This window comes from Bacteroidota bacterium (assembly GCA_016195025.1).
GTDB lineage: Bacteria > Bacteroidota > Bacteroidia > Palsa-948 > Palsa-948 > Palsa-948.
Map to the genome: position 1 here is coordinate 58933 of JACQAL010000043.1, position 24602 is coordinate 83534.

Genomic DNA, 24602 nt, shown 5'->3' on the forward strand with positions numbered 1-24602 from the left:
TCCCTCCGATAAATTAGTTATCTTCGCGTTCTTTTTTCAAAACATGTATGCAGAAGATTCGAAACATTGCCATTATCGCGCACGTTGACCATGGAAAAACCACGCTTGTAGATAAAATTCTTCACACCTGCCAGCTCTTTAGAGAGAACCAGCAAACCGGGGAACTCATTCTTGACAACAATGATTTGGAACGCGAGCGCGGAATTACTATTCTCGCAAAAAATGTTTCTGTAAATTACAAAGACACCAAAATAAATATCATTGACACGCCCGGTCACGCGGATTTTGGCGGAGAAGTGGAACGTGTGCTTAACATGGCGGATGGAGTTTTACTTTTAGTGGATGCTTTCGAAGGACCGATGCCGCAAACAAGATTCGTTCTGCAAAAAGCGCTCGAGCAGGGATTGAAAGCAATTGTTGTAATTAATAAGGTAGACAAACCGAATTGCCGTCCCGATGAAGTGCACGATGCGGTGTTCGAACTTTTTTTCAACCTCAACGCGAACGAAGAGCAATTAAATTTTGCAACTGTGTATGGCTCTTCCAAACAAGGTTGGATGGGAAAAGATTGGAAAACTCCTTTGAAAGATATTTTATTTCTTCTCGATTCAATCATCGAACATATTCCTTCCGCGCCCGTGCGCGAAGGAACTTTGCAATTGCAAATCACTTCGCTCGATTATTCTTCTTTCATAGGAAGAATTGCAGTAGGAAGAGTTTTTCGCGGAGAGATAAAAGAAAACATGCCCGTTTCGCTGGTGAAGCGCGATGGAAAAATTATGAAGTCGTGCGTGCGCGAACTTTTTATTTTCGAAGGGCTGGGTAAAAAGAAAATTTTTTCTGTAAAAGCGGGAGACATCTGCGCTTTCACGGGCATTGAAGGTTTTGAAATCGGAGATACGATTGCCGATTTTGAAAATCCGGAAGGACTAAAACCCATCGCGATTGACGAGCCCACGATGAGCATGCTCTTTACAATAAATAATTCTCCCTTCTTCGGCAAGGACGGAAAATTTGTTACATCACGGCATTTGAAAGAAAGATTGGAACGCGAACTGGAAAAAAATCTTGCTATGCGAATGGAAGAAACCGGCTCGCCTGATTCCTACATTGTTTACGGCAGGGGAATTCTTCATCTCTCTATTCTGATTGAAACAATGCGCAGAGAAGGATACGAACTGCAAGTCGGGCAGCCGAAAGTCATCATCAAAGAAATTGACGGAGTGAAACACGAGCCCATCGAAGTTCTCACCGTGAATACTCCGCAGGAATGTTCGGGAAAAGTAATTGAGTTTGTGAGCCAGCGCAAAGGCGAAATGCTTGTGATGGAACCCAAGGGAGATTTAATTCACATGGAGTTTGACATTCCATCGCGCGGGCTGATTGGTTTGAGAAACGCAATTCTCACTGCCACCGCGGGAGAAGCCATCATGGCGCATCGCTTCAAATCATTTGAGCCGTGGAAAGGAAATATTCCCGGAAGAATTTCAGGAGTGCTCATCTCAAAAGAAAAAGGAGTTGCCGTTGCATTTTCAATGAACAAGCTGCAAGACAGGGGAAGTTTTTTTGTAGAGCCGGGCGATGAAGTTTACACGGGACAAATTGTTGGGCAGCATATTCGTCCCGATGATTTGGTAATTAATATCTGCACGGAAAAAAAACTCACCAACATGCGCGCAACCGGTTCGGAAGAAAAAATGACGATTGCTCCCAAAACCAAATTCTCCCTTGAAGAAGCCATGGAATATATTCAGAAGGATGAATACGTGGAAGTAACTCCCAAACATATTCGCATGCGGAAAATTCATCTGGATGAAAATGAAAGAAAGCGAAAAGAAAAGCAGGTAGAAGCAAATTAGTTATTAGTTGATTAGTTTTTGGTTTTGGTTATTTAGTTTGTGGTTATGGTTTTTAAAAACTATAACTGAAAACCGTAAAACTAAAACTACCAACTGACAAACCATAAACTGAAATGAAAATTAAAACAATCACTCAGTGTTTAGAATCCATCGCACCACTTTCTTTACAGGAAGAATATGATAATTCCGGTTTGCTCATCGGCAATGAAGAAAATGAAATCAGCGGTGTTCTCATCGCGCTCGATTGCACGGAAGAAGTTTTAGACGAAGCCGTCAAAAAAAATTGCAATCTCATTATTGCTCATCACCCAATTATTTTCAAAGGACTAAAAAAAATTACAGGAAGAAATTATGTGGAGAGAGTTGTGGAGAAAGCAATCAAGAATAATATTTCCATTTACGCCATTCACACTAATCTTGATAATGTTTCGGTTGGCGTGAATAAAAAGATTTGTGATAAACTTGGTTTGACGAATTGCAAAATCTTACTTCCCACATTCCCCCTTAATAAAGGGGGCGCACTCCGCATAGCGGAGGCGGGGGATGTTGGTTCAGGAATGATTGGCACATTAAAAAATCCTTCCACAGAAATTTCTTTTCTCAACAAAATAAAACGAGTGATGAAAGCAAAATCACTTCGTCATACTTCTTTGCCTGGAAAAAAAGTTTCCAAAGTTGCCGTCTGCGGTGGCTCGGGAAGTTTTCTTTTGGATGAAGCAATTAAACAAAAAGTAGATGTTTTTGTGACTGCCGATTTCAAATATCATCAGTTCTTTGATGCCGAAAATAAAATCGTAATTGCCGACATCGGGCACTATGAAAGCGAGCAGTTTACAAAGGAATTATTGCGCGATATGCTGATAGAAAAATTTTCTATATTCGCAACCCGTTTTAAGAAGGGAGAGAAGAAAATTTCTCTTTTTATTTCGGCAATAAACACGAATCCAATTAACTATTTATAACATGGCAAAAGTTTCCGAAAGAGAAAAAATTGACGCCTCGGTAGAGGAAAAACTCAGCGCGCTTTACGAACTTCAGGCGATTGATTCCAAGATTGACAAAATCCGCACGGTGCGCGGTGAACTTCCGCTCGAAATAAAAGACCTCGAAGATTCCGTGGAGCAGATTGCAACGCGCCTGGAAAAAATGCAGGAAGAAATGCGCCAGAGCGAAACAATTGTTTCCGATAAAAAAAATCTGATGAAGGATGCGGAAGCCGCTATCAAAAAATATAAATCGCAGCAGAACAAAGTGCGCAACAACCGCGAATATGAATCGCTCACTAAAGAAATAGAATATCAAACGCTCGAAATTCAACTGGCAGAACGGAAAATAAAAGAGTATAAGCAATCGCTCACTACCAAGAAAGAACAAATCGAATTGCAGGAAGAAGAACTCAAAGAAAGAAAAAGCCGCTTGAAAGAAAAGCAGGGTGAACTTGATGAAATTATTGCTGAAACAGAAAAAGAAGAATCTGCTCTTCTCAAAAAATCCGAAAAGGCGGAAGCAAAAATTGAAGACCGTTTGCTTGGCGCTTATAAACGCATTCGTTCCAATACGCGCAACGGGCTTGCCGTTGTTCCGATTGAACGCGATGCATGCGGTGGATGCTATTCAAAAATTCCTCCTCAGCGCCAGATAGATATTAAACTTCACAAGAAACTTATTGTATGTGAGCACTGCGGGCGTGTTCTCGTTGCTCCTGACATTGCCGAGAAAATAAAAGTGAAAGAGTAAAACATATTTTTTCAAATGAGAACGCTACCCGGAAACAGGTAGCGTTTTTGATTTTCCGTGTATTACTTCCGCAAATTTTTTATTTTCAATTTTACTTTCTGCCCAACTGATATAATCAAAATAATCGAAGGATTGTTTTTCGGAAGGACTATCTGTAAGAAAAATGAGTTGCTTCTTCAATTCAATGAAATAGTTATTTTTTTCTTTGCGCGATTCTGTTTTAATAATCGTTGGAAAAAATTCAAGGAGCAATGTTTCTGTCCGATAGCGTGATTTTTTTTCTTTTAGTTGACGCATCGCTGATTTTGTCAGCGATAAAACAAGGTCATAATGTTTGGCCTCATAATGAACAAGAATAAAAAACACACTCGTAAACATTTCAACATCTTCTCTCATATAAATTTTTACTTCGCTTCGGATTTTATTCAGCCACTCAATGCAGGCATGCAATTGACTTAATCCAAAATAAAATAAGGCAAGGTTCAGGCAGAGTGCAGTTTTTTCAAGGTCGTTTAATTTTTTATGGTAGGATTTTAACTCACTGCATATTTCTTTCACCGCATTTTCTCCTTCGTTGTACTTTCCTGTTTCAAGAAAATATAATACCGAATGATTTGCATATCGCATGAAATGAGTTTTGGCGGTTTCAGTATTCGGGCGGATAAACTTTTTTACTTCACGCATTCTTGTCAGGCAGCCGGGAACTTCTTCGTGTTTTCTAAGTTGCACGCAAGTCAATAAAAAATTATTCATAACCCTGAGGTAAGTAGAAACATGAAGTTTTAATTTTTCGGGATGCTGTTCAAAATGCTGCAGCATTTTTTTTGAATGTAAATGGGAATTGGGAATATCCCTTTTAATCTGGAAGAACAAATAGTATATCCAATGAAAATCTATTTTATCTTCAAACAGGGAAATTTTTTCAGGATGTTTCATTAAAGGATTTTGCAAAAGTTTCTGCGCCTGTTTGACTATGATTTCACTTTTTTTGCCTTGCGATTGCAGATAATATATGTAAAGTTTATTTTCCAGTATTTTATATTCCCGCGTGTGAAGCAATTGCTCAAGTGTTTTTTGTTCTTCTGACAGGAGTTTTTTCAGGGCAGGCATATCGTTGCGTTGAAAGACAAGCGTTTTTTCCCAGGGGCGAAAAAGTTCCAGCGAATAATGAGGCATGTTGTATTGTTCTGTTTTTTGTTTGGCTTTCTGAAGCAGTTTATCGCATTGCGCGTAAAGACCCTTCTCGCATAAAAATTCCACCTTGTGCAGCAAACTTCTCACTTCAGCATGACTGCTTTGATGGTATTGGTCCATGCATTTCAATATCTGGTTGTACAAATAATTTTTCAGCACAGGGAATTGTTTTCCGTAAGCATGCGCTGAAAGTTCTTTTTCATTATGCGCTGCCTGTCTGTCAACAGCATCGAACAAGCGGATGTATTTATTATTCCTTTCAGAAGCGTATAGTTTAGACCAAACCTTAAAAAATCTTTTTTCTCCTTTGGACAGCGATTTAATAAGAAGAAAAAGGTGGTCGGCTCCTGATTTAGTCATCTAATGATTTATACATTAATACAGGGGTAAATATAGGTGAAAATTATTATTTGCGTAGATAATATAAATTTAATCTTCTAATAATAACCAAATCATTTTGAAAATACAGGCATTTTGCGAAATATCTTTGAGTAGAAAAAAAGATCATTAACCAAATCCACTCAAATGAAAAAACTATTCTTCACTACCGCATGTATCTTTTCCGTTCTTCTTCTCCCTTTAGGGCAGGGGAAAACGCAATCTATTTCTTACACACTTGATTCCACCGCCTTCAGCGCAATCTCTCTCGAAACAGGTCCAACGCAAGTTCGGTTTGCCGATTTAAATAAAGACGGACACTTGGATGTTGTTTCCATCGGTGACCATGGAAGCCCGAACATTAATGCAAACGAGCATGGCATCACTGTTTTTTTAGGAAATGGAACGGCAAGCAATTGGCAACTTTATCAAAGCGGTGGTTTTGGCTATGGCGGTTGTGCTGTTGGTGATTTGAATAATGACGGCAATCCTGATATTGCTTACAGCATGCACCACAACTACGGAGGCGCGGGCGGAACAAAAATAATTGAAGCGCAACTCGGAGATGGAAGCGGAATGAGTTGGACTCCTTACGATGGCGGACTTGTTACAGGAGGAGAAACATACGGAATGCGTGGCACTGATTTGGGCGATGTGAACAATGACGGGCTGCTTGACCTCGGTTCAAATTCCATGGGCGCATCGCAGGGCGTTCACATTTATAAAAACCTTGGAACAGGAAACTGGCAGCATATTTTCAGCGCGGGGCAGGGAGGCGGAGCAGGAAATAATCTTCAGTTTGGCGATATGAATGGTGACGGCAATCTTGATTTTGCCGTTACCAGCGAATTCGGTGCAACATTTTTCGGAGATGGCAACGGAGGTTTTACGATGAAGACAAACGGCTTGCCGCCTGTAACAACGGCTTATGATCACTACGGAGATGTGTCGCTGGCGGATATTGATAACGATGGCGCGGAGGAGTTGGCGTTTACTTATGACGGGGGAGTTTATGTATATAAATGGAATGAATCCTCTCAGCAGTGGAATCAGAAGTTTTCCAGTTTGCCTTCCACCGATAATTATTTAATCGTGCGCCTTGCCGATATGGATGCGGACGGCTTCACTGACCTCATCACCATCAACGGAACGACTATGAAATTGGAAATCTGGAAAGGCAACGGTGGAACTTCCTGGACAAACATGTATTCCTTTTCCATGCCCGCAACTTTTTCCGCAGCCATTGATATTGCAATTGCAGACGCTGACCATAACGGCTATCCCGATATGTTGCTCTGGGGGCAATTTACAACAAGTATGTTCACTTACGGAAATAAAATCTGGTTGTTCAAAGCGGCTGTTACCGCTTCTGCGTTGAACGTAACGGAAACTTATCCGCAAGGGAATGAATGTTTCCCGAACAATGCGGTGCGTTTCATTCACTGGATTTCAGCGGTGCCGAATAATAATTCCTCTTCTGTTAAAATAGAATATTCCACTTCGGGAAATTCCGGTCCGTGGAATTTAATTTCATCCTCAGCGCCCAACAACGGAACTTACCAGTGGAATGTTCCTGCTTCGGTAAATTCTTCCAACTGTTATATCCGCGTTACTGCGACTGATAATGTTTCTTCAGCAACAGCAGTTTCCATGAATGTAAATCCATTTTCAATCGGGTGCAATTCTGCTACGGGAATATCGGAAGAAAATAATACAGCAGATATTTCTGTTTTCCCCAATCCATTTAGTTCGTCAACAACCGTTTCTTCTGAAATTAAAAACGGTTCAATTAAAATTTTTGATGTGACAGGAAATATCGTGAAGAATTTTTCAAATGTGAATTCATTTCCATCTACAATTGAAAAAGGAAATCTTTCTTCGGGATTATATTTTCTTGAATTAAATTCTGAAAGTAAAATTGAAAGAATGAAACTAATAGTTGAATAAAATTTGCAAAACAGATATGTTCTACTTGCATTTGTCTGCTCACTCATAAAACGTATTTTATGTAAATGAAAAAACTAATTCTCATTTCATTGGTTTTTTTTCTCCCATCAGGGCAGGGGCTTCTTGCGCAAACCATTGCAGGCAGCAGATACATGCACTCCGTTGCCACATGCACCGATGGCTCGGTGATGACATGGGGAGATAACTCTTCGGGCGCAATCGGAGATAACACAACCACCAACGCCTCATCGCCTGTTCAGGTGCATGGCCCCGGAAATGTGGGATTTCTCAGCAACATCATATCCTTAGGAGCCGGCCGTGAGTCTTCCCTTGCTCTGAAAAACGACAGCACCGTTTGGGCATGGGGAAATAATTTTTATAAGCAGTTGGGCGATGGAAGCGCTACAAACCGTTTGACTCCCGTGCAGGTTTTAACAGGTGCTTCCGGCTGCGTAACTTATTTATGCAAAATCATTGCTATCTCCTGTGCCACTTATCATACGCTTGCCTTGAAAAGCGATGGCACTGTTTGGGCATGGGGAAACAATGGCGGGAGTTTCGGCAAATTAGGAATTAATGATATAGTTGCGTCCACAAAATCAACTCCTGTGCAAGTGCACGGTGCCGGAAATGTTGGCTTTCTTTCCGGCATAAAGGCAATTTCAGGTGGCGGAAATCATTCTCTCGCCTTGAAAAGCGATGGCACTGTTTGGGCATGGGGATATAATTCCAACGGGCAATTAGGAGACAATATAACCACCAACCAGCCAGTGCCGGTTCAGGTGGTGGGCGCGGGCGGTTCAGGAAATCTTACCAACATTGCCGCCATTGCCGGAGGAATTTTTCATTCGCTTGCCATAGACAATACCGGGCAAGTGTGGGCATGGGGTTCAAATGTTAATGGTGAATTAGGAAATGGCACCACCACCGAAAGCCATTTTCCCGTTCAGGTCAGCGGTCTTTCCAATATCATTTCCATAGCCGCAGGACAATATTTTTCTGTTGCTGTGAAAAACGACAGCACTGTTTGGGCGTGGGGAGATAATACATTCGGGCAACTTGGCATAGGCAGCCAGACCAGCGGAACATTGGTAATAGGAAAAACTTATATTATTTCAAATTATGTTGCAACAGATGATTTCACAAATGTAGGTGACTGTTGTAATTTTACCGGTGACCAGTTTACCGCCACCGGCACCACTCCCGCAAAATGGAGTTACGGTTCTACACTTCTCATTCAGCATGAAGTTTTACCTGTACAGGTAAAAGGGGTGGGCTGTGCAGGAAATCTCTTGAAGATTGCCTCTGTTGCAGCGGGACAATATCACGCGCTCGCTTTAAAGAGCAATAATACCCTGAAGGCATGGGGCGATGATTTTGAAGGACAATTAGGAAATAATACTACAAGCACACAATTCCCCTGCCCCGTTCAGGTAGGAAGCGGAGGAGGAAATGCGCTATGCAGCGTTGCCATTCTTCCCGTTGAATTACTTTCATTCAATGCCCGTTGTGAAAATGAAAAAATAAATTGCGAATGGTCAACCGCTACAGAAATTAATAACGATTATTTTTCTGTTGAACGAAGTGCAGACGGAAAAAGTTGGGAAGAAGTAGGAAAAATAAAAGGCGCAGGAAATTCTTCCACTCAAAAAAATTATGAGTTCACGGATGAAACTCTCTACTCTTCACCCGCTACTCTCTACTATAGATTAAAACAAGTTGACTTCAATGGGAAGTATGAATACTACGGACCGATTTCCGCTCAATGTCAGCCAACCGATGAATGGAATCTCATTTTAGAAAATATTTTCTCGGATGAAGAATTGAAAGGCACACTCATTTCCCCGGAAAATTCAGAAGTGACTCTTTCCATCATTGATTTGCAGGGAAGAATAATTAACTATGAAAAGATAAACGCAGAAAAAGGTTCTAACTTTTTTGAAATGGATTTAAACAAAATAAACGCGGGAATTTATTTTCTCCGCGTTAGTTCAGAAAAAAATATGCTCACAAAAAAATTTGTGAAGCAGTAAGGTAGATGCATTTACTGAGGATAACCCTTGTCAATCCAATCTGTTTTCAGGTTATGGGTAAGGTTCAAAAGTTTATGATTTGTAAATTTCATTTCGTTGAGTAGTTTAAATGCAGGGCGGATATTCGGGCAATGTTCGAAAGGGCAGCATCCGCAATAAATAACAATGTCTGCATCTTTCGGCAGTGTGCTGAGTTCTGTTTTCAGTTTTTCAAGCCCTTCTTTTTCTTTTGACGCTCCCAATTCTTTCGAACCTTTTATCCCTCCTCCAAAGCCGATGCTTAAGAGAATTGGTTTTTTGCTTTGGGCATCGTTAAGGATTTTTGCCAAATCGGCAGGTTCCATTAATTGTTTGGCTGTCCAGGGTTCGCCTGAATTCTGAAAGGAAAAAATTCCTGAAACGACAAGAACAAGTAATGGAAGAATTAATTTTTTCATACTTTATATTTTGGGGGAGTATTTTCTCTCCGTAAATTACAATCGCTCCATATTCATATTCTTCTTTAGATTTCTACAAAAATATTAAATATAAGATGTTCTTCATTCGAATTCCAGCAGTCCTTGCTTTCTTATTTAAAAAATCATGCTCCCGTTCTTCTAAAACATGTACACATTCTACTATATCGTTCGCATATTCTTTTAGAATGCATAGACATTCCACTATATCGTTCATACATTCTTTAGAATATGGAGACGTTCTTCTATATCGTGAACGCGTTCCAGAATATTGCCGGCACGTTTCACTTGAACATGTATGCGTTCAAGGATTTCATTTGAATAAATCAGGGTGTTTTATCTATGAGAAAACACATTCTTAAAAATTTTAGTTTGCTTTTTTTATCTCTTCATTGAAATTGATTTTCCCCTTCCGTCAAAATCCTTCTGCAAATGAAACCGCGAAATAAAATTATGCTTTTTCATAGGGGAAACGTTAACAAAAGTTAAAATTCTCCAGTGAAATATACTAATGGCACACTATTTGCATTATGGCAATAGTAAAAGAAAACTGCAATGAGAAAAACAATTACAAACAACAAAATGATGGAAACATCTAAAGAGGTTCCCCCTATGAAAATTGGGATTTGCAATTCTCCCGCGCTGCGGTTCGGAAAAATTCTGAACTCACCTGGCGGTGAAGCAGTGTGTGCGGAGGATAAAGTTGAAAGGAGATATATGAGCGATGGCTAAAGCAAAAAGAAAATCCAAGGTGATTGAGCGGGCGCAAAAACGCTTGTCGGGGCTTGAATCTATTTCCCCCGCGCTTGACTTAGGAAACGGCTTAACCGTGCCTAACTACAGCGCAGCAATTGTAAGCGCTGTCTCCAAACTGGATTCGTACAACACGCTGCTCAGCACGGTTGACGCTGCCCTCAATGATGTGCAGGCACAGGAGAAAATCCTGCGCGAACTCAGCGAGCGCATGCGCGAAGCGGTGGGCTCGGTTTACGGGCACGACAGCAACGAGTACGAAAAAGCAGGCGGAGTTCGCAAGAGCGAGCGCAAGCGCCCGGTTCGTAAGCCAAAGAAAACAACACCGTAATTCAAATATGATTTACTGCGTTAGTTCCAAACCCCGGTGAAGTATAGTAGCCGGGGTTTGGTGTTTTTATGTGGTAAAGAAAATTGGGACTGATGAAGGAAATTAATCAACAATAAAACTTATAAAATATGAAACACATTAAATTATCTCCGAAAGAATGCTTTGAAGAAGGAGTATTCATTAACCGCTGGGCAATTGTTATCAGGTATAAAGAATCTTTTATACGCTGGGATAAAAAACATCACCCGTGGAAAGACAGCCCGCAATTCACCGTGACCAAAGTTAAACCAACAATTTTTCTTTTGCCGGATGAATGGAAAGGACATGGCTCTAAACAGCCAAGCCCTCAAGCGGCATGGAACTACCGGTTGAAGATGCAGGAAAAAGCTCTCAAAAAATTTTACAAAGTTTTGTTTGAAGATGAACTCCTGCAGTGGTGCGAGGACAAAAAGAAATGGCCCAAGAACCGCAGCTACAAATTATTTAGAAAATGGATTGATGTTTTATTTGTGGATTATGTAACTGATATGGGAGAGGGAGAAATAATTAAGTATTGAATTGTCACGAACCGGAGCTTCGCGACTACGGGGAAGAAATGACGTAGGCGGATGCTATGGATAACAAGACAGTTAAAAACTGTCATTTTTTTAACATCTATCTTTCGGATTTGGTTTTAGATTAATTTAGTAGTATGATTAAAGCAAAAAGAATAAAAAATAAAATCAAGTCTTCTATAAAAAAGAAGAAAAGAAAAAAGAGTAAAAAATATTTTGTCAGCGAGAATTCGAATTTAAGTGTAGTCAAAGAGCCGCAGTTTTTATTATATAGTTATGTAAATAAAATTATTCGTGGAGATTGTTTGGAAAAAATGAAACTCCTTCCAAGTGAGTCTGTTGATTTAATTATAACCTCACCTCCGTACAATTTAAAAAACTCTACAGGAAATGGGATGAGTGTAAATACAAAAACCGGAAAATGGGCAGGGGCGGCTTTGCAAAAGGGATATAGTCATTATGACGACAACATGCCACACGAGAAATATGCAAAGTGGCAAAATGATTGTCTAAAAGAAATGTTTCGTTTACTAAAAGATGATGGTGCTATTTTTTACAACCACAAAAGAAGAGTGCAAAATGGATTAATACAGGACAGAGATGATATTTTGCAAGGATTACCTGTTAGACAAATAATCATTTGGAAAAGAAGCGGGGGAATAAATTTTAATCCCGGATATTTTTTGCCAACACATGAAGTGATTTATTTAATTCCAAAACCAAAGTTTAAACTAAAACCAAAAGCAAATGCTTATGGCGATGTATGGGAGTTTACTCAGGAAATGAAAAATGGACATCCTGCTCCCTTTCCGGTTACATTAATTGATAGAATTATTTCATCAACTACAGCAGAAATAGTTCTTGACCCTTTTATGGGAAGTGGTACTACTGCAATTGCTGCATTAATGAATAAAAGAAAATATATTGGTATTGAACTCTCTCCAGAATATTGTAATGTCGCTGAAAATAGAATAACTACTTATCTTGAAAACCAATCTTATCTTTTAATTAATTCATAATGGTTTCAAGAATTCCTCAATCTTCTACAAAAGCATTTAAAGTTATACGAGAAATTATAAAGATGGAGTCGGTGGACATTCCTTCTAAATTTAAAGGGGCTGGTGCACCGGGTGATACTTTAGAACACTTACTGAGTCTAAAGAGAAATAATTTTGATTCACCTGATTTGATGGACTGGGAAGTTAAGTTTCATGGAGGAAATTCCCTTCTTACTTTATTACATAAAGACCCACAACCAAGGGGTATATTAAATAAAGTTGTTGACGCTTTTGGGTGGGAAAATGAAAAAGGGCAGATTAGTTTTAGACATACATTGGGAGAGAAGTCTAAAAGAGGTTTTATTGTAAGCAATTCGGACAATAAAATATTTGTAACAAATCCAAAAGATGCAAGCATTTCCCCTTATTGGGAGCATAATATTATTTTGAATGCAATTGGTGCTAAACTAAGGAGATTGATATTAGTTCATGGTAAAGTAGACAAGGTGAACAGAAAAGTAGTTTATGAAAGTGCAACTGCTTATTGGGATATAAACATAACTGGAATATGTGAAGCAATAACAAAAGGAACAATCTATATTGATTTTGATGCAAGGACAACTAAAGGAAGAGGAACTTCTTTAAGGAATCACGGAACAAAATTCAGAATTAATATAAACGATATTGGTTTGATATACGAAAACTCTCAAACCATAGTGTAGTTGAATTTTAAATTCTCTTTACTTCCCATGACAGTTCTTATACTTCTTACCTGAACCGCAGTTTATTTCTTTTTTCCGTATTGCGCGCGGGGCTCTGCAGCAACAAGCGGGTAATCAGAGTAGGCGGTTTCGTAATTCTTTTTAGGGATTTTAATTTTACCTGCACGCAATTGCTCGAGAGGGAAAATTAAATCCCAGTTTTTGCCCCACACAATATTGCCGTTCTCCAGTTTAAAGCGTTTAAACTTTTTCAGGTCTTTGTATTGGTTAAAAGCAGCATAAGGGCTGCTGAGTATGAACTCTCCAAAATCAACTACCTGCTGTTTATTATCGTCAAAAAACAGTTTTACCTTATAGCCGCTTATATATTCTGCTTTTATAATCTGCATTACTTGATCTTCCTGGTTATTCTTTCAAACTTTGGTTTCCTGTGCAAGATAAAGAAATCTGTCCATTTATCAATTATCTGCTGGTGATATTTTCGCAAAAACTTATTTATCTCTTTCTCACCTGATGAAGGAAGCGGTTTATATCCTTTCACGGTGCGGTAAATAATATGTTTCAGTTTTCCGTTTTCATATATTAAATCAATCTTGCTCTGAAATTCTCCGTGCTGCACATGCACATGCATGGGTTCATGCTCATTAGAATAGAAGAACAAAATATATCCTAAGTATTCAAATATTTTCGGCATGAAAAACTTGTTTCAGTTATTTGCCATGGCAGTTCTTATACTTCTTTCCTGAGCCGCACGGGCAGGGATCATTTCTTCCGATTTGCTTCTCAACTCTTACCGGCTGCTGCTTTTCTTCCTGCTGAGTGTTCGCAAAATTTCCATCACCGTTTTGCTGGGGAGTTCTTCTTGCCTCATCTATCCCCTGCCCTCTTCCGATTTTCATTTTGCTGGTGTCCATACGCTGCTGTGACGCTTGTTTCACTTGCTGCTGTTCTCCACCGGGAAGAGTTGCTTTCACAAGGAAAGAAATTATATCCTTGTTCATCTTCACCAGCATTTGCTTGAAGAGGTTGAACGATTCAAATTTATAAATGAGGAGCGGGTCTTTCTGCTCGTACACCGCGTTCTGCACACTGGTTTTCAGTTCGTCCATTTCGCGCAGATGTTCTTTCCACGCATCGTCAATCATGGCGAGCATGATATTTTTTTCCATGTCCGCTACAATTGTTTTTCCCTGGCTCTCGTATGCTTTTTTCAGATTCGCGACAACCTGCAATGCTTTCAGTCCATCCGAAAACGGAACAACCATATTTTCAAACTGCGCTCCCTGGTTTTCAAAAACATTTTTGATTACCGGAAATGCCTGTTTTGAAATTCCATCGCGCTTATGCTTGTAACCATCGTAAGCGAGTTCATAAATTATATGCGTGAGTTCATCCGGATTTTTCTGGAAAAATTCTTTTTCATCGAACGGAGTTTCCACAGATAAAACTTTGAAAAGTTCAAACTTCATTCCTTCAAAATCCTGCGCGGTGTGATATTCATTCACAACGGCAGATGAAACATCAAACAACATGTTCGCAATATCGAGCGAAAGACGTTCGCCAAACAGTGCGTGCCTGCGCTTGGTATAAATCACATCGCGCTGCGAATTCATCACGTCATCGTATTCAATCAAACGTTTGCGCGTTCCGAAATGATTTTCTTCCACTTTCTTTTGGGCGCGCTCAATTGATTTTGAAACCATCGAGTGCTGAATCACTTCTCCTTCTTCCACGCCCATTCTATCCATCAGCCGCGCAATTCTATCTGAACCGAACAAGCGCATCAGATTATCTTCGAGCGAAACAAAAAATTGTGACGAGCCCGGGTCGCCTTGCCGTCCTGCGCGTCCGCGCAATTGCCTGTCAACGCGCCTTGACTCGTGTCTTTCAGTTCCGATGATGGCAAGTCCGCCTGCTTGTTTTACTTCAGGAGTTAATTTAATATCTGTTCCGCGGCCTGCCATGTTGGTGGCGATAGTTACGATTCCTGCATGCCCGGCTTCGGCAACAATTTCCGCTTCGCGCTGGTGCATTTTCGCGTTGAGTACATTGTGCTTGATACCTTTCATCTTCATCATGCGCGAAAGCAATTCGGAAATTTCCACGGAAGTTGTTCCTACAAGTGCGGGCCTTCCTGCCTTCACCAATTTTTCCACTTCTTCAATCACCGCGTTAAATTTTTCGCGCGCGGTTTTATAAACTAAATCCTGTTCGTCTTTGCGAATGCACGGTTGGTTGGTTGGAATTACTACTACTTCCAGTTTATAAATTTTCCAGAACTCGCCAGCTTCTGTTTCTGCAGTACCTGTCATGCCCGCAAGTTTGTGATACATGCGGAAATAATTTTGAAGCGTAACAGTCGCATACGTTTGCGTTGCCGCTTCCACTTTCACATTTTCTTTCGCTTCGATCGCCTGGTGAAGTCCATCAGAATATCTTCTTCCTTCGAGAATGCGCCCGGTTTGTTCATCTACGATTTTAATTTTTCCGTCCATCACCACGTACTCCACATCTTTTTCAAAGAGCGCGTATGCTTTTAAAAGTTGCGTGATGGTATGCACGCGCTCGCTCTTCACTGCAAAATCGCGCATGAGAATTTCTTTCTTTTTTCTTTTTTCTTCTTCGGAAGAAGTGGACTTTTCTATCTCGGCAATTTCAGCGCCCACATCGGGCAGAACAAAAAATTTCGAATCATCGGAAGCGGAAGTGATGAGGTCAATTCCTTTTTCACAGAGGTCAACCTGATTATTTTTTTCGTCAATCGTAAAATAAAGAGGTGCATCCGCCTTGTGCATTTCCTTTTGCTGGTCCTGCAAATAATATCCTTCCACTTTTTGCAGAATGGCTTTCATTCCCTGCTCGCTCAAATATTTTATCAGCGCTTTATTTTTCGGAAGTCCGCGGTGCGCGCGCAATAAAGCCAACCCGCCATCGCCTTCTTTCTCTCCCGCTTTTCCATCGGCAATTAATTTTTTTGCATCGGAAAGAATCGTGTTGATGTATGTGCGCTGTGCGTTAATGAGTTTCTCAACTTTCGGTTTCATCTCGGCAAAAAGCTGGTCATCGCCTTTTGGCGTTGGTCCTGATATGATGAGCGGTGTTCGTGCATCATCAATCAAAACCGAATCCACTTCGTCCACAATTGCGTAATGATGTCCGCGCTGAACCAAATCTTCGGGCGAACGCGCCATGTTATCGCGCAAATAATCAAAACCGAATTCGTTGTTCGTTCCGTAAGTGATGTCAGCTAAATATGCATCTCTTCTCGCCTGAGAATTGGGTTCGTGGTTGTCTATGCAATCCACACTCAGCCCGTGAAACTCGAAAAGCACCCCGTTCCATTCCGCGTCACGCCTCGCCAGATAATTATTTACCGTAACAATGTGAACTCCGTAACCCGCAAGCGCGTTGAGATAAACGGGAAGTGTTGCGACCAACGTTTTTCCTTCGCCCGTTGCCATTTCTGAAATTTTTCCCTGGTGAAGAACGGTTCCGCCAATCAGCTGCACATCGTAATGCACCATGTCCCATGGAATTTCATGCCCACGCACAGGCCATGCATTGTTCCACTTTGCTTTTTCGCCAGAGATAGTAACGTAATTTTTTTTCGCTGATAAATTTTTGTCGAAATCGGAAGCGGTGACTTCCAGAAATTTATTTTCCTTGAAACGCTTCGCAGTTTCTTTCATTACTGCAAATGCTTCGGGGAGAATTTCGTTCAAAACTTCTTCCACCTTTTTCTTGATGTCTTTTTCGAATGCATCCACTTTTGCATAGATGGATTCTTTTACTTCAATATTTTCTTCCGCTTCCGCCTGCGTTTTTAAATCGGCAATTTCTTTTTTCTCATTGGAAATATAATCCTGAATTCTTTTTTTGAATTCATTTGATTTAGCGCGGAGTTCATCATTAGAAATTCCCTGGAGTTTCTGAAAAGCGGCATTCACTTCATCCACAATGGGCCAAAGCGGTTTCATATCCCGCTCGTATTTGTTTCCGAATATTTTTCCGATTAATTGTAACATAAAATAAGGACGGTGAAGATAATCAAAATTGGTGCAGGGAGAATTGCAAAACCAAATCTGGCAGAGAAGGAAATGAAAAAGTATTATTTGTCAGGAAAAATAAAAATGAAAGATAATTGTGTCAGGTTTTCAGGAGAACTGCTGCTCCGATTGTTTGATGAGCAGCGTGCGGTACTTTGTGAAAATGGTTGACTTGGAAACAAAGCCGATGTATTTATTTTCTTCCGTCACCGGAAGATTCCATGAATTATAAATGTCAAATTTTTTCATCACGTCATACATTTCTTCGTTCACATCGAGAATACAGGGCGGCTGCGACATTAAATCTTTTACGTGAATAGAATTGTATTGCTCGTGGTGAAACATTATTTCGCGGATGTTGTCGAGCAAAACAATTCCGATCAAATGTTTTTCTTCATCCAGCACCGGGAAAATATTTCTCTTTGAATGTTCAATTTTATTGATGAGTTCTCCGAGCGTATTTTCCGCAGTCACCGTTTCAAAATTTACCTCCACCATATTTTTTAATTTAATCTTATTCAAAACAATTTTATCGCGATCGCGTTTGTGCAAACCTTTTTCGACAAGTTTTTTCATGTAGATGGAATACGGTTCAAAATATCTTATGATGAGATACGAAAGCGAAGAAACAATCATCAGCGGCACAAACAAAACGTATCCGCCTGTAATTTCCGCTATGAGAAATATGGCAGTGAGCGGTGCATGCACCACTCCGCTTAATGCGCCCGCCATTCCTGCGACAATAAAATTTACTTCGGTGAGCGATGCTATTCCCAAAAGATTAATGGCGTGTGCAAAAACAAAACCTGCCATTGCTCCAATGAAAAGAGAAGGCGCAAACATTCCTCCATTTCCTCCTGCGCCAAGCGTAAGCGAGGCGGCAATTATTTTTACAAGCACAATGGCTGCTGCAAAAACAAGAATGAACCATGGGGAATTTACATATTGTGAAAATAAGCTGTTGTCTAAAAGATGAAAATATTTTCCTTCCAGCAGGTGTGTAACAGAAAAATATCCTTCGCCATAAAGCGGAGGGAAAATAAAAATTAAAATTCCGAGAGCAATACTTCCCCAGATTGCTTTCAGATACGGGCGCTTCTTCGATTTCATTTTTTTGTCTATGAAAAGATGAACGCGCGTAACATACACGGACATTAATCCCATAGCGCAGCCAAGAACGATGTAAAAGGGAAGAGCGCTCATTACCCATCCTTTCGTAATCAGAAAAAATAATTGCCCGCTGTAAAGAAATTTTGAAATCACTGCCGCGCTTGCCGAAGCAATAAGCAGCGGAATGAAAGCGGGAATGGTGAACTCGTACAAAATCACTTCCACCGCAAACAAAACTCCGGCAATCGGGCTGTTGAAGATGGCAGCAATGCCGGCAGCCACTCCACAGGCAAGAAGCATGGTGCGTTCCCTGTAATTCATGTGAAGTTTGCGCGCAATGTTGGAGCCGAGCGCAGCACCTGTGACAACGATGGGCGCTTCCAGTCCTGCCGAGCCGCCAAACCCAACCGTGATGGCGCTGGTGAGTGCGTGTGAATACATTTTATCTTTTTCCACATTGCTCGAACGTTTTGCCACCGAGTAAAGAATGTTGCCTATTCCTCTGCCGAGTTTTCCGTTGAAAAATTTTTGAGTGATGAAAACGGTGAGAAGAATTCCTAAGAGCGGGAAAACAAAAAGTAAAAAGTTAAAACGTTCGTCTTCCAGAATCCAATGCAGAAAAATTTGGATGTAATGCACGGAAGTTTTCAGCGCGACTGCCGCCAGTCCTGCGGCAATTCCCACGACAATGCTGATGAGAATAAGAAAATTCTTACTTGAAATTCTTCGCTGTCGCCATTCGGAAATTTTTTCAAGGAAGTTCACAGGGACGAAGTTATTAAAAACTGAGAGAAAGATTTTTCTCTGAAATAAACAGAGAAAAAAAATAGAAAATAATTTTATAACTTCTTCAGCGCAGTTTCCAATCTTGCAATCACTTTTTCTTTTCCCAGCAATGCGGCAACCTCAAACAAAGCCGGTCCGCCTCCAACTCCGCTGATGCAAACGCGGAAGAGTTGCATGACTTCTCCTGTTTTTACTCCAAGTTTCTCGCAGATTTGTTTGAAAATATTTTCAGCGTTTGCAGAAGAAAAATCAGTAGTGGATTGATATGCTTTTGCCAATTCTCCTATGAAGTTTTTTGTTTTTTCATTCCAGCGTTTTTTGATTACTTCCGCGTCATAATTTTCCGGTTCGATAAAAAAATAATTTCCCAAACTCCAGAATTCATTTACGAATGCTGCCTTCTCTTTAATTAAAGCGCAAACTTTTTTGATGTATTGTTTATCTGCCAACTGCCGACTGCCGACTGCCAATTTGGTTTTAAGGATTGGCAAAAAAGTTTCTATTAATTGGTCATCACTTTTTGTCCTGAGATACTGCTGATTAAACCATTTTGTTTTTTCCGGGTCAAATTTTGCTCCGTGCTTGCTCACGTGCTCAAGAGAAAATTCTTTTATTAATTCTTCGAGAGAAAAAATTTCCTGGTTGCCGCTTGCGTGCCATCCCAGAAGCGCGAGCATATTGATGAATGCATCGGGAAAATATCCCGCTTCGCGGTAACCGGAAAAAGATTCTTCTTTCCCCGAATTGTGGTCAAGTAATTTTCCGCTGAGAGGAAAAACCGGAAATCCTAACTTGTCTCCATCGCGCTTGGAAAGTTTTCCGTTTCCATCGGGGCGAAGCAGCAAAGGCAAATGCGCGAACTGCGGCATTTCATTTTCCCATCCTAAATATTTATAAAGCAAAACATGCAGCGGAGCAGACGGCAGCCATTCTTCCCCGCGAATCACGTGCGTGATTTTCATAGTGAAATCATCCACCACATTTGCCAAATGATACGTAGGCATTCCATCGCTCTTGAATAAAACTTTATCGTCCATCTGTGCGGAATCCACCACCACCCATCCGCGAATGATATCATGCAGGCGCACTTCTTCCTTGCGCGGAATTTTTATTCTGATAACATAATGTTCTCCCGAAGAAATTCTTTTCTGCACTTCATCGTGCGAAAGCGACAAAGAATTTTTCATGTTCTGCCGCGTAATGGCATTGTACATAAAACTTCCTCCTGATTTTTCCATTCGCTGTCGCGCTTCATCCAGTTCTTCCGAAGAATCAAAAGCGTAATAAGCATTCCCATCTTTCACTAACTGTTCCGCATATTGACGATACATCGGCTTGCGTTCACTTTGTCGGTACGGTTTAAATTCCCCATCGCCAAAACCAATTCCTTCGTTCGGTTCGATGCCGCACCATTTCAGGGATTCAATAATATATTCTTCCGCCCCGGGAACAAAACGCGCCTGGTCGGTGTCTTCAATCCGTAAAATAAAATCTCCGTTATTTTTTTTCGCGAAGAGATAATTGTACAGCGCAGTGCGAACGCCTCCCATGTGAAGAGGACCGGTTGGACTTGGAGCAAAACGAACTCTGATTTTTCTCTCGGACATGAGCTGCAAAGATATAATTTGATGTAAGATGTAAGAGGGCAGAAGGCAGACCTGCCGGCAGGCAGGTGGAAATACACAAACGGCATGTATTGTAAATTGTAAATTTGCTTCATGCTTTTACTTACACCTGAAAATTTTCCCGATTACGAATTGATTGACTGCGGTGATTTTGAAAAGCTGGAGCGCTTCTCCAACTATTTTCTGATTCGCCCTGAACCGCAGGCAGTGTGGAGCAAAAAACTTTCTCACCAGGAATGGCAAAAGACCGCGCACGTAAGTTTTCATCAACAAGGAAGTAATTCAGGTGATTGGGATAAGTTGAAAGAAATTCCTGACAGATGGCAGATAAGTTATAAAGTCAAAAGTCAAAAGTCAAAAGAGAACAGACAACTTAATTTTAAACTTGCATTAACTTCTTTCAAGCACGTTGGAATTTTTCCTGAGCAGGCAGTGAACTGGGATTATATTTCTGAAAGTATTTCATTGATGAAAGTGGAGAAGCCAAAGTTTTTAAACCTGTTTGCGTATACTGGTGCTGCCTCACTCGCTGCGAAAGCGGCTGGCGCAGATGTTACGCACCTTGATTCCATTAAACAGGTTGTAACTTGGGCAAGAGAAAATATGGAGTTGAGCGGGCTAACCGACATCCGCTGGATTGTGGAAGACGCACTCAAGTTTGTGAAACGAGAAGTGAAGCGCGGAAATAAATATCACGGAATAATTCTTGACCCGCCTGCATTCGGCAACGGCCCTGACGGAGAAAAATGGCATTTGGAAAATAATATTCAGGAAATGATAAAAAATGTTTTACAGTTGCTGGATGAAAAAAATCATTTCCTTATTTTGAATGCTTATTCGCTGGGATTTTCTTCTCTCATCATTGAAAATCTTCTGAAAGATTTTGCAAAAGAAAAATTGGAAACCGGAGAACTTTATCTTCACTCCAAAACAAATCTGAAATTACCGCTGGGAGTTTTTGGAAGGTTCAGAAGTGTGCCCCAACCCTAAAGGGAGAAAATACATTGCATGTCATCTCAAAAATAGATTTGCAGAATATTCTTTCTGAAAAATTCGGAAAAAATATTTTAGTTGAATCAATCTCTCCTGTTGGAGGTGGGTGTATAAACGAAACTGCCAAAGTCAAAACTTCTCTGGGAATATTTTTTGCTAAATGGAATGACGCGAAGCAATTTCCAAAAATGCTGGAAGCAGAAGCAAAAGGATTGCAATTATTGAAAGACACCAATGAAATAAAAGTTCCCGAAGTAATTTCTCAGAAAACAACTGGCAATACGCAATATTTCATTCTTGAATTCATAGAAAGCTCTTCAATGGAAAAACATTTCTGGTATAATTTCGGAAAGTCGCTGGCAAAACTTCATCAACACTCTTCGGAAAAATTCGGGCTTGACCACAACAACTACATCGGTTCGCTGCCGCAAAGCAATCGTCAGCATTCTTTATGGAGTGACTTTTTTATTCTTGAAAGATTGGAGCCGCAAATAAAATCAGCAAGAGATAATTCAAGAATAGGAAATATAATTTCGCAAAAGTTCAGCAAATTATTTTCTCAACTTGAAAAAATATTTCCTCCGGAAAAACCTGCGCTTCTTCACGGAGATTTGTGGAGCGGGAATTATATGATTGGAAATAATGGCGAGCCGGTTTTTATTGACCCAGCAATTTATTTCGGTCATCGCGAAATGGATTTAGCAATGACAAAACTTTTTGGCGGATTTTCTGCCGAGTTCTATGAATCCTATCATGAAGAATTCCCGCTGGAAAAAGATTGGCAAAAAAGAATTGACATCTGCAATCTTTATCCGCTCATGGTTCATGTGAATCTTTTTGGAGGAAGTTATGCGATGCAGGTAGAAAATATTCTCAGAAAATTCTAAAGAGAAATTTTCAAAACCACATTCGCCACAAATCCTTCCAGTGGAGCCCACACTTCTTTGAAGTGCGGATTGTTCACCGTGCCAGAATAAATTGATTCGTGCCGTGTTTGCCGCTCGTCCAGCAAATCTTCCACGTTAAACACAAGCATATAGTTTTTTATTTTTCGCTGCACAATAAAACCCGTGAGCCAGTAATCTGGTCGCGTAGTTTTATCGTGAAGAGTTTGCTGCCCCATGTAAAATGCCTCCACTCCGATTTTCCATTTGCGCTCAATCTCCCAGAATAAATCCAGCATCAAGCGATGTTTTGCTGTGAGCGGAAGCGGCTCGCTCGCTTCCGGGTCGCCTTCAAATGCATGGGTGTAAGTGTAGCCGGTAATGAAATTAAAATCCTCAATCCACAAATTAAAAGTTGTTTCCGTTCCCATCGAAGTGATTGGCTCGGGAAGATTTTGAAAAATTAATTGTCCGCCCGCAATCACTGAATCATCGTTCGGTTCAATGGCATTTTGAATTTGCGCATAGAAAAAACTTTGATTGATAGCCAGCGAAGATTCATTTCCTATTTGCGTTTTGAAATTGAAATCAAGATTTGCTCCTATGGAAGTTTCCGATTTTACATTTGAAGCAATGGGCTGCACTCCCCTGCCGAAACCCTGTTCTTCGGCTTCTTCGGCAAAAATGCTCGGAGTTTTATATCCCATTCCTCCGCCAGCACGTGCAAAAAACTTATTGCTGAATTTATAAAGCACCGATACGCGCGGAAGAATAAAACTTCCGTAGCGGTTGTTGTAATCACCGCGAATGCCGGCTTCAAAAGTAGTGCGGTTAAAAATTTTCCAGTCGTCCTGAAGAAAAATTCCCACCGTGCTGTAATCGTAGCCGCGGTTGATTTTGCTCAATGAAATATCCTCAGAAAAATTATCGGTAAGAAAATTTATTCCCGAAACAAAATCGTGATGCTTCGTGCGTTTCAGATAACTTATTTCGGAATAACTCGCAAGTTGCGTTCCGTGAAAATCAGAATTGCTTCCGCTAATGCTTCGGTCAAAATAATTTATGCTGTTCTTCACCGTGAAAACATTTCCATTGCGGAAAATTTTTTCATACTTGAGTTGAGAAACATTCCGGTTGGAACTATTTTTCTCTATGAAATTATGAACTGAATCCGGCTGATGCGTGATGGCAATAATGTCTCCGCCCATGCGGTTTTCATAGCCGGAAAAAATTCCCAACATAAGTTTCGAGGAATCACTGAAGTAATAAAACAGTTTCGGATTGAAATTAAATCCCTGCACTTGCGGCTGGTCGGTAAAAAAATCTCCGTTCACATCGCGCGAAATTTCCCTGTCGCTCGCAGCAAGAAAAGTGATTCCGAGTTTATCTTTCCGCTTGGAATAGAAAGAAGAAATATCTGTTCCGCCCAGCGAAGTTTGATTCAGTAAAATATTCCACTCGTCTTTGTTCGCTATCGGCTCCTTTGTAATTAAATTCACAACACCCGCAATCGCATCTCCGCCATAGAGCGTGGAAGAGGCGCCTTTGATAATTTCCACTTGCTTCAAATCGAGCGGAGGCGTTTGCATGAGTCCAAGCCCGCCTGAAAATCCTCCGTAAATCGGAAAGCCGTCTTTGAGAAACTGCGTGTACTTTCCGTCCAACCCCTGCATTTTCAAATTTACATTTCCGGTTTTTGCCGAAGTGATTTGCGGCTGAATGCCGGTGTATTCGGTGAGCAGCATGGAAATATTTCCGGGCATCATCGCAGATTTTTCATCCACCTCCTCCGTGCCGAGCACTTCCACTTTAATCGGAGTTTCTTCTATGCGGTTGCCCGTGCGCGTGGAAGTAACGGTTACTTCTTCCAGTTCAATGTTCGGCTCAAGAAAAATTTTTATTTCCCCATCGGGATTTTTCATAGGGAAATCCGCTTTGAAATTATTTTCGCGATAGCCGACAAAGGAAAAACGGATTATATATTTTCCATCGGGAATATTTTTCAGTTCCACTTTCCCGCTTGCATCTGCAATGCCACTTAAATTTAATTCCTTGATGACTGCTCCTGCTCCCGCAAGCGCTTCATTTGTTTTTTCATCTTTGATTACTGCGTGAAAAGTGTTTTGGGAAAAACAGACCGAAGGGAAAAACAGCAGGAGAAAAATTTTTTTCACGAACACGAAATTATAAAAAACCC

The 24602-nt window shown here is 40.6% G+C and carries 21 protein-coding genes; 12 read left to right on the forward strand and 9 right to left on the reverse strand.

What is annotated here, in order from left to right; genetic code table 11:
- Positions 1–47 precede the first annotated feature (47 nt).
- The 3 genes from typA to HY063_09205 all read left to right on the forward strand — a co-directional run bounded on the left by typA (position 48) and on the right by HY063_09205 (position 3596).
- Entirely contained in the window at positions 48–1859 is a 1812-nt protein-coding gene (gene typA, locus HY063_09195) for a translational GTPase TypA (protein MBI3501958.1), read from the forward strand.
- Positions 1860–1972: 113 nt separating this feature from the next.
- A complete protein-coding gene (locus HY063_09200; protein MBI3501959.1) occupies positions 1973–2821 on the forward strand; it encodes a Nif3-like dinuclear metal center hexameric protein in 849 nt (282 codons plus the stop codon).
- Between the two features lies 1 nt (position 2822).
- The gene (locus HY063_09205; GenBank protein ID MBI3501960.1) at positions 2823–3596 is read left to right on the forward strand and encodes a hypothetical protein; all 774 of its coding nucleotides are present in this window, start codon (positions 2823–2825) and stop codon (positions 3594–3596) included.
- 24 nt (positions 3597–3620) lie between these two features.
- Here HY063_09205 and HY063_09210 read toward each other — a convergent pair whose 3' ends face one another.
- The gene (locus HY063_09210; GenBank protein MBI3501961.1) at positions 3621–5150 is read right to left on the reverse strand and encodes a hypothetical protein; all 1530 of its coding nucleotides are present in this window, start codon (positions 5148–5150) and stop codon (positions 3621–3623) included.
- A gap of 165 nt (positions 5151–5315) precedes the next feature.
- On the opposite strand from HY063_09210, the gene HY063_09215 reads away from it, so the two are divergent.
- Complete coding sequence (locus tag HY063_09215) at positions 5316–7115, forward strand: T9SS type A sorting domain-containing protein (protein ID MBI3501962.1); 1800 nt, start codon at positions 5316–5318, stop codon at positions 7113–7115.
- Positions 7116–7180: 65 nt separating this feature from the next.
- On the forward strand, positions 7181–9148 hold the full coding sequence (locus tag HY063_09220; protein ID MBI3501963.1) for a T9SS type A sorting domain-containing protein: 1968 nt from the start codon (positions 7181–7183) through the stop codon (positions 9146–9148).
- Positions 9149–9159: 11 nt separating this feature from the next.
- On the opposite strand, the gene HY063_09225 is transcribed toward HY063_09220, so the two are convergent.
- Positions 9160–9585, reverse strand: a complete 426-nt coding sequence (locus HY063_09225) for a rhodanese-like domain-containing protein (protein ID MBI3501964.1) — start codon at positions 9583–9585, stop codon at positions 9160–9162.
- A 573-nt stretch (positions 9586–10158) separates the two neighbouring features.
- On the opposite strand from HY063_09225, the gene HY063_09230 reads away from it, so the two are divergent.
- The 5 genes from HY063_09230 (at position 10159) to HY063_09250 (ending at position 12961) form a co-directional block, all read left to right on the forward strand.
- Positions 10159–10335 carry a hypothetical protein gene (locus HY063_09230; protein MBI3501965.1) on the forward strand — a complete coding sequence of 59 codons (177 nt, stop codon included), beginning with the start codon at positions 10159–10161 and terminating at the stop codon, positions 10333–10335.
- The gene (locus tag HY063_09235) at positions 10328–10687 is read left to right on the forward strand and encodes a hypothetical protein (GenBank protein ID MBI3501966.1); all 360 of its coding nucleotides are present in this window, start codon (positions 10328–10330) and stop codon (positions 10685–10687) included. Before HY063_09230 ends, HY063_09235 begins: the two co-directional genes overlap by 8 nt.
- 128 nt (positions 10688–10815) lie before the next feature.
- Positions 10816–11244 carry a hypothetical protein gene (locus tag HY063_09240; GenBank protein MBI3501967.1) on the forward strand — a complete coding sequence of 143 codons (429 nt, stop codon included), beginning with the start codon at positions 10816–10818 and terminating at the stop codon, positions 11242–11244.
- Positions 11245–11378: 134 nt separating this feature from the next.
- Positions 11379–12260 (forward strand): site-specific DNA-methyltransferase, encoded by an 882-nt coding sequence (locus HY063_09245; GenBank protein ID MBI3501968.1) that lies wholly within the window; start codon positions 11379–11381, stop codon positions 12258–12260.
- Positions 12260–12961 (forward strand): hypothetical protein, encoded by a 702-nt coding sequence (locus tag HY063_09250; protein MBI3501969.1) that lies wholly within the window; start codon positions 12260–12262, stop codon positions 12959–12961. The genes HY063_09245 and HY063_09250 overlap by 1 nt, the downstream gene beginning before the upstream one ends.
- 18 nt (positions 12962–12979) lie before the next feature.
- On the opposite strand, the gene HY063_09255 is transcribed toward HY063_09250, so the two are convergent.
- The 6 genes from HY063_09255 to HY063_09280 form a co-directional block, all read right to left on the reverse strand.
- Positions 12980–13042 (reverse strand): SEC-C domain-containing protein, encoded by a 63-nt coding sequence (locus HY063_09255; GenBank protein ID MBI3501970.1) that lies wholly within the window; start codon positions 13040–13042, stop codon positions 12980–12982.
- Positions 13024–13350 (reverse strand): DUF2442 domain-containing protein, encoded by a 327-nt coding sequence (locus HY063_09260; GenBank protein ID MBI3501971.1) that lies wholly within the window; start codon positions 13348–13350, stop codon positions 13024–13026. The genes HY063_09255 and HY063_09260 overlap by 19 nt, the downstream gene beginning before the upstream one ends.
- Positions 13350–13655 carry a DUF4160 domain-containing protein gene (locus HY063_09265; GenBank protein ID MBI3501972.1) on the reverse strand — a complete coding sequence of 102 codons (306 nt, stop codon included), beginning with the start codon at positions 13653–13655 and terminating at the stop codon, positions 13350–13352. The genes HY063_09260 and HY063_09265 overlap by 1 nt, the downstream gene beginning before the upstream one ends.
- A 16-nt stretch (positions 13656–13671) precedes the next feature.
- The gene (secA, locus tag HY063_09270; GenBank protein MBI3501973.1) at positions 13672–16986 is read right to left on the reverse strand and encodes a preprotein translocase subunit SecA; all 3315 of its coding nucleotides are present in this window, start codon (positions 16984–16986) and stop codon (positions 13672–13674) included.
- A 129-nt stretch (positions 16987–17115) separates the two neighbouring features.
- A complete protein-coding gene (locus HY063_09275) occupies positions 17116–18882 on the reverse strand; it encodes a chloride channel protein (GenBank protein MBI3501974.1) in 1767 nt (588 codons plus the stop codon).
- A gap of 74 nt (positions 18883–18956) precedes the next feature.
- Positions 18957–20510: a glutamate--tRNA ligase gene (locus tag HY063_09280; GenBank protein ID MBI3501975.1), complete on the reverse strand. Its 1554-nt coding sequence runs from the start codon at positions 20508–20510 to the stop codon at positions 18957–18959.
- Between the two features lie 111 nt (positions 20511–20621).
- Between HY063_09280 and HY063_09285 the strand changes: the two genes are divergently transcribed.
- Together HY063_09285 and HY063_09290 are read left to right on the forward strand one after the other, a co-directional pair.
- Positions 20622–21518: a class I SAM-dependent methyltransferase gene (locus HY063_09285; protein ID MBI3501976.1), complete on the forward strand. Its 897-nt coding sequence runs from the start codon at positions 20622–20624 to the stop codon at positions 21516–21518.
- 14 nt (positions 21519–21532) lie between these two features.
- Positions 21533–22408 (forward strand): fructosamine kinase family protein, encoded by an 876-nt coding sequence (locus HY063_09290; protein MBI3501977.1) that lies wholly within the window; start codon positions 21533–21535, stop codon positions 22406–22408.
- On the opposite strand, the gene HY063_09295 is transcribed toward HY063_09290, so the two are convergent.
- On the reverse strand, positions 22405–24579 hold the full coding sequence (locus tag HY063_09295; protein ID MBI3501978.1) for a TonB-dependent receptor: 2175 nt from the start codon (positions 24577–24579) through the stop codon (positions 22405–22407). The two genes, HY063_09290 and HY063_09295, sit on opposite strands and share 4 nt — an antisense overlap.
- Between the last annotated feature and the right edge of the window lie 23 nt (positions 24580–24602).

Coding starts and splice junctions, on each gene's coding strand:
- typA (MBI3501958.1), top strand. CDS start 48: ATGCAGAAGATTCGAAACATTGCCATTATCGCGCACGTTGACCATGGA.
- HY063_09200 (MBI3501959.1), top strand. CDS start 1,973: ATGAAAATTAAAACAATCACTCAGTGTTTAGAATCCATCGCACCACTT.
- HY063_09205 (MBI3501960.1), top strand. CDS start 2,823: ATGGCAAAAGTTTCCGAAAGAGAAAAAATTGACGCCTCGGTAGAGGAA.
- HY063_09210 (MBI3501961.1), bottom strand. CDS start 5,150: ATGACTAAATCAGGAGCCGACCACCTTTTTCTTCTTATTAAATCGCTG.
- HY063_09215 (MBI3501962.1), top strand. CDS start 5,316: ATGAAAAAACTATTCTTCACTACCGCATGTATCTTTTCCGTTCTTCTT.
- HY063_09220 (MBI3501963.1), top strand. CDS start 7,181: ATGAAAAAACTAATTCTCATTTCATTGGTTTTTTTTCTCCCATCAGGG.
- HY063_09225 (MBI3501964.1), bottom strand. CDS start 9,585: ATGAAAAAATTAATTCTTCCATTACTTGTTCTTGTCGTTTCAGGAATT.
- HY063_09230 (MBI3501965.1), top strand. CDS start 10,159: ATGAGAAAAACAATTACAAACAACAAAATGATGGAAACATCTAAAGAG.
- HY063_09235 (MBI3501966.1), top strand. CDS start 10,328: ATGGCTAAAGCAAAAAGAAAATCCAAGGTGATTGAGCGGGCGCAAAAA.
- HY063_09240 (MBI3501967.1), top strand. CDS start 10,816: ATGAAACACATTAAATTATCTCCGAAAGAATGCTTTGAAGAAGGAGTA.
- HY063_09245 (MBI3501968.1), top strand. CDS start 11,379: ATGATTAAAGCAAAAAGAATAAAAAATAAAATCAAGTCTTCTATAAAA.
- HY063_09250 (MBI3501969.1), top strand. CDS start 12,260: ATGGTTTCAAGAATTCCTCAATCTTCTACAAAAGCATTTAAAGTTATA.
- HY063_09260 (MBI3501971.1), bottom strand. CDS start 13,350: ATGCAGATTATAAAAGCAGAATATATAAGCGGCTATAAGGTAAAACTG.
- HY063_09265 (MBI3501972.1), bottom strand. CDS start 13,655: ATGCCGAAAATATTTGAATACTTAGGATATATTTTGTTCTTCTATTCT.
- secA (MBI3501973.1), bottom strand. CDS start 16,986: ATGTTACAATTAATCGGAAAAATATTCGGAAACAAATACGAGCGGGAT.
- HY063_09280 (MBI3501975.1), bottom strand. CDS start 20,510: ATGTCCGAGAGAAAAATCAGAGTTCGTTTTGCTCCAAGTCCAACCGGT.
- HY063_09285 (MBI3501976.1), top strand. CDS start 20,622: ATGCTTTTACTTACACCTGAAAATTTTCCCGATTACGAATTGATTGAC.